At 62.9% G+C, this 5,345-nt stretch carries 4 protein-coding genes and 2 pseudogenes; 4 read left to right on the top strand and 2 right to left on the bottom strand.

Annotated elements, in window-relative coordinates:
* Positions 1 to 65: 65 nt before the first annotated feature.
* A complete protein-coding gene (locus tag M0954_RS21615) occupies positions 66 to 857 on the bottom strand; it encodes an SDR family NAD(P)-dependent oxidoreductase (RefSeq protein WP_297355409.1) in 792 nt (263 codons plus the stop codon).
* Positions 858 to 1,059: 202 nt separating this feature from the next.
* On the opposite strand from M0954_RS21615, the gene M0954_RS21610 reads away from it, so the two are divergent.
* Positions 1,060 to 2,031, top strand: a complete 972-nt coding sequence (locus M0954_RS21610; RefSeq protein WP_297355407.1) for a LysR family transcriptional regulator — start codon at positions 1,060 to 1,062, stop codon at positions 2,029 to 2,031.
* Between the two features lie 51 nt (positions 2,032 to 2,082).
* Here M0954_RS21610 and M0954_RS21605 read toward each other — a convergent pair whose 3' ends face one another.
* Positions 2,083 to 2,976 (bottom strand): LysR family transcriptional regulator, encoded by an 894-nt coding sequence (locus M0954_RS21605; protein WP_297355405.1) that lies wholly within the window; start codon positions 2,974 to 2,976, stop codon positions 2,083 to 2,085.
* Positions 2,977 to 3,157: 181 nt separating this feature from the next.
* Here M0954_RS21605 and M0954_RS21600 point away from each other — a divergent pair, with 181 nt between their 5' ends.
* The 3 genes and pseudogenes from M0954_RS21600 to M0954_RS21590 form a co-directional block, all read left to right on the top strand.
* Complete coding sequence (locus M0954_RS21600) at positions 3,158 to 3,904, top strand: SDR family oxidoreductase (protein ID WP_297355403.1); 747 nt, start codon at positions 3,158 to 3,160, stop codon at positions 3,902 to 3,904.
* Between the two features lie 54 nt (positions 3,905 to 3,958).
* A pseudogene (locus tag M0954_RS21595) lies at positions 3,959 to 4,852 on the top strand (SDR family oxidoreductase).
* 97 nt (positions 4,853 to 4,949) lie between these two features.
* Positions 4,950 to 5,345, top strand: a pseudogene (locus M0954_RS21590) (hypothetical protein); the annotation flags it as partial.

Below are 5,345 nucleotides of genomic sequence, written 5' to 3'. Positions count from 1 at the left end.
TGGCTCGCGAGGCGTGAACGCCCTGCGCGAGCCGTATGATCCCACGAGCGGCGCCGGTCTCCGCGTTAAAACGCGCTCTTCACCACGCCGCCGTCGACGCGCAATGCAGCGCCGGTCGTCGCCGATGCCAGCGGACTTGCAACATATGCCACCAGCGACGCCACTTCCTCGGTCGAAGCAAAGCGCTTGATCAGCGAAGTCGGCCTCACGTGCTCGAAGAACTCCTTCTCGACCTGCGCGGACGTTTTGCCGTTGGCCTTGGCGAGACCGTCGACGAAGTCGCCCACGCCGCGCGATTTGGTCGGTCCGGGCAGCACGGTATTGACGGTAATGCCGGTGCCCGCGACGGATTCCGCAATGCCGCGCGCCACTGCAATCTGCGCGGTCTTGGTTACACCGTAGTGGACCATTTCGACGGGAATCTGCAGCCCGCTCTCGCTCGAGATGAAAATGATGCGCCCCCAGTTGGCCCGCTTCATCGACGGCAGGAAGAGCCGCGCAAGACGCACGCCGCTCAGCACGTTGACATCGAAAAAGCGCTGCCAGTCCTCATCCGGAATCTCTTCAAATAGCTTCGGCTCGAAAATGCCGAGGTTGTTGACAAGGATCTCCACATCCGGATAGCGTCGCGCGAGTTCGTTAGCCACCTCAGCCTTGCTGAGGTCGCCGGCGAAACCCAGCACGTCCCCGCCCGTGCTCGATTTCAGTTGCGCGACCGCTTCATCCACCGCTTCCTGCTTGCGTCCATTGACGATCACGCGCGCGCCTTCCTGCGCCAACGTGCTGGCAATGGCGAGACCAATGCCGGCAGTGCTACCGCTCACCAGTGCCAGTTTGCCTTTCAGTTGCAGATCCATTCTGTTTCCTCTCTATCGGTAAGCCGCGGATCGACCGCGGATAAACGGCAAATGCGCCCAAAGCGTGATGGAATCGGTCCGCATTCAATCTACAGCAGACCGCCGCCGTCGACAGCGACGACGCGATGAAGGCATTCTGGTGATGCGCCGTCCATTTGATAATTGGCGTAGCATTTGAATAACCTTCAAATCTACGCAGACAATGGCAACCGATCGACTCGGCGATATGCAGCTATTCGTTGAAGCAGCAGCAGCCGGCAGCCTGTCGGCGGCCGGCCGCAAACTGGGCCTCTCGCCGGCTGCCGCCAGCGCGCGGCTAATCAAGCTCGAAGCGGCATTGCACGCGCGCCTCTTCGAGCGCACCACGCGCCAGCTGCGCGTGACCGATGAAGGGCGGCTCTATCTGCAACACTGCCGTATCGCGCTGCAAGCGATCGAAGATGCCGAAGCCGCGCTGCAGGCGGGACAAAACCAGGTGCGCGGCAAGCTACGGATTTCGGCTACCTCCGATTTCGGTCGCAACCTGTTGTACCACTGGCTCGACGAATTCAGCGCGCTGCACCCGGAGGTGAGCTATGCGCTCAGCTTGTCGGATTCGGTTTCGAACCTTCTGCAGGAAGACATCGATCTGGCGATCCGTTTCGGTCTACCGCTCGACAGCTCGCTGATGACTCGCCGTCTCGCGCCGAACCGGCGTGTGTTGTGCGCGTCGCCGGACTACGTGGCGCGGCATGGCGAACCAAAAACGCCGGCTGACCTCGCCAATCACCGCTTCATCGTGCTGGTGACGGCGGCTGGGCCGTTGAACGAAATCCACTTCGCGCAGGACGACGAGCGTGTGAGCTACACGGTGCCCATCGAACAGGCCCGGGAAACCAACGACGGCGCGCTCGCACGAGCGTGGGCGCTGGCCGGTCACGGCATCGTACACAAGTCGATCTGGGATATCGCGGCGGACGTGCGCGCCGGCACGCTGACCATCCTGTTGCCGGACTGGAGCACCAACGAGGCGGGCGTCCACGCGCTATTCCACGGCAACCGCTATATGGCGCCGCGCGTGCGTGCGCTGCTGGATTTCCTGGTCGAGCGTTTTGAGCAGGCTACTGACGAGCTACTCGGCGATCTCGCGCAGTTGCCGGAGCGCTTGCAAAAAGACCTGTCCCGCAAGCGCTGAATATGCACCGCAGCGTGCATGCAGCAAGCTAAAGGCACAGAGTAAACACAACTACACGCTGGCCGCCTCGAAGATATCGCGCAACCACTGCGCAAACACCCGCACCCGCGACGACAACTGGCGGCTCTGCGGATACAACACGGAAACCGGCATCGGCGGCGGCGGAAAGTCCTGCAGAATAATCTTCAGTTGTCCCGTCTTCAGCTCCTCCGCGACACGGTAGCGCGGCACCTGCACGATCCCGAGGCCCGCCACGGCGCTGCCGGTGTAAAGATCCGCGCCGGCCACCGACACCACCGAGCCGAGATTCACCGCACTCACCCGCCCGTCGATGGTGAATTCAAGCGGCAAAGCCTTCCCGGTTGAGCTCGAGATGTAGTTGACCGCGCGGTGCGCCGACAACGCCGCCGGATCGGTCGGCTCCCCATACTTCGCCAGGTATTCGGGACTTGCCACGGTGAGCTGGGAAAGCTGCGCGACGCGCCGCCCCACCATCGACGAATCCTGCAGGCTCCCCACCCGTAGCACGCAATCGACGCCTTCACGCACGAGGTCGACCAGCCGGTCGTCCTCGCCGAGGTGCAGTTCGATCTGCGGATACTGCGCAAGAAACGTCGGCAGCACGGGCACAACGAAAGTGCGCGCAAGCGTGCCCTGCAGATTGGCCCGCAACAGGCCCTTCGGCGCAGTATTCCTGAACGACTCTTCCGCCTCTTCCAGATCGGCGATCAGGCGCACGCAGCGGCGGTAATGGGCCTCCCCATCGTGCGTCAGACGCACCGTCCGGGTAGTGCGTTCGAGCAGCCGCGTGCCGAGCCGCTGCTCCATGCGCTTGAGCAGATTGGTGACGGTGGCGCGAGGAATCTGCAGATCGTCCGACGCCTGGGTAAAGCTCTGGCGCTCGGCGATGCGCACGAACACCCGCATTTCCTCGAAGCGGTCCATTGGCGGCGCTCCCGGTCATTATTAAAGTGAATGGAACGATGATACCAAGTTACGCCCGATTATCTTTAAAACGGAATGATCCATGATTCATCTCACGGACCCGCCGCACTCAAGAGACGTACTCAAGAGACCGAGCAAGACACTGGGTCGCCCCGAACCACCCACCCTGAGGAAACGAATCATGAACACCGCAAACAACCAGTTCAAAGTCGCTCTCGTCACCGGCGCTTCGCGCGGCATCGGCGCAGCCGTCGCCCGCCGTCTCGCTCACGACGGTTTCTCTGTAGTCGTCAACTACGCATCCAGCTCGAACGAAGCCGACGCGCTGGTCGCCGAACTGAAAGCAGCCGGCGCGCAAGCGATCGCCGTGAAAGCCGACGTCGCCAAGGCCGACGAAGTGCGCCGCATGTTCGAGACCAGCGAACAGCAACTCGGCAAGGTCGACGTGCTCGTGAACAACGCTGGCGTGCTGAAGACCGTGCCGCTCGCCGACACCTCGGACGCCCTGTTCGACCAGACGCTCAACATCAATCTGCGCGGCACCTTCAACACGCTGCGCGAAGCGGCGGCACGCATGAACGACGGTGGCCGCATCGTCAACTTCTCGAGCACGACGCTCGCGCTGAACATGCCCGGCTACGCGGTCTACAACGCAACCAAAGCCGCCGTCGAAGCATTCACGCATGTGTTCGCCAAGGAACTGCGTGGCCGCAACATCACCGTGAACGCCGTGGCGCCAGGGCCGATTGCCACCTCGCTGTTCCTCGACGGCAAAACCGAAGAGCAGATCCAGACGTTCGCGAAGATGCCGCCGCTGCAGCGCCTCGGCCAACCCGACGATATCGCGTCGGTGGTGTCGTTCCTCGCCGGTCCCGACGCGGGTTGGGTCAACGGTCAGATCCTGCGCGCCAATGGCGGCGTCGCTTAAGCCCGACTGACTAAGCCGCCTCACAGCAAACAACAAACCATCCGGAGAAAAATCATGCACAACGTCATTCTGGTCACGGGCGCCGGCACAGGCATCGGCAAACTCACGGCCCAGGCACTCGCCGAAGCCGGCCATATCGTCTACGCGACGATGCGCGATGTCGAAGGCCGCAACAAACCGCGCGCCGACGAATTACGCACGCTCGCCAAGGAACGCGGTATCGCCTTGCATCCGCTCGAACTCGATGTGCTGTCGCAGGACTCCGCCGATGCAGCCGCTGCGACGATCGTGCGCGAGCAGGGACGCATCGACGTGGTGATGCAAAACGCCGGGCATCTGGTGGTCGGTCCTGCGGAAGCCTTCACGCCCGAAGAGATGGCGAAGGTCTTCGACACCAACCTGTTCGGCGCATAACGCGTGAACCGCGCTGTGCTGCCCTATCTGCGCCAGCAGGAGGCCGGGCTGATGCTGTGGATCAGCAGCACCACGACCAAGGGCGGCTTCCCACCGTTCATGGGCCCGTACGGAGCAGCGAAGGCTGCGATGGATTCGCTCGCGGTGACCCTCGCGTATGAAATAGCACGCTTTGGCATCGAGACCTCGATCGTGGTGCCGGGTGCTTTCACGCAAGGCACAGACCACTTTCCGAGCGCAGGCAAACCGGCCGACACCGGCATCGCCGCCGCATACGGCCGGTATGACGGCGTGATGGACCAGATCGGCGCGCGTCTCTCGTCGCTCACGCCGGCAGACGCCGATCCGCAAGCCGTCGCCGATGAAATCGTGCGTATCGTCGGCTTGCCAAAGGGCACCCGGCCGATGCGCTCGGTGATCGACTTCGTCGGCGATGGCGCACGCGAAGTGCTCCAGGTATCGGAGCGTGTCCGGATCGAGTTCGCCAAACGGATCGGTATGGGCGATCTGCTCGAAGCCAGGGTCACGCGCTAAACCACTCGCGAACGCGAGGCTCCCGTGCCATGATGGGATATGAACGAGCAGCGGCGTCAGCCGTCTGCTGAACCCCATCGAGGCACTGGAGTTGTCAATGACCGACCGCGAGACGCTGCATCCGTTGCGCCCCTTGCTGAAGAACTACGTGTGGGAGCATGGCCGGATCGGCACGCGCTATCTCGACTGCAGCAACGGCGAGATCAAGTTCGACGACGGCAAGAAGTCACGCTTCGCCGCCGAAAAATACCTCTACGTGCCACTCGGCAAAGACGCCGTCGACGATCCGCAGATCGACGGTCCCTCGATCCAGGAAGCGGCCCTCGCGCGCTTCCTGCGCGCCGCCCAGTTGGGCAAACCGGAAGAAGCCGGCTCGCCGGCGGACGTGCAGCGCGCGGCGCAAGACTGCATGGAAATCGCCGTGTTCAGCGCCTGTCAGCGCGAGGCAAACGAAGCCCAGGCGCGCTACGCCGAAGAAGCCATGTTCGACGAC

The sequence above is a fragment of the Paraburkholderia sp. genome (assembly GCF_026225065.1).
Classification (GTDB): Bacteria; Pseudomonadota; Gammaproteobacteria; order Burkholderiales; family Burkholderiaceae; genus Paraburkholderia.
The sequence above is the reverse complement of the archived record's forward strand: the minus strand, read 5'-3'. Positions and strand labels throughout refer to the sequence as shown.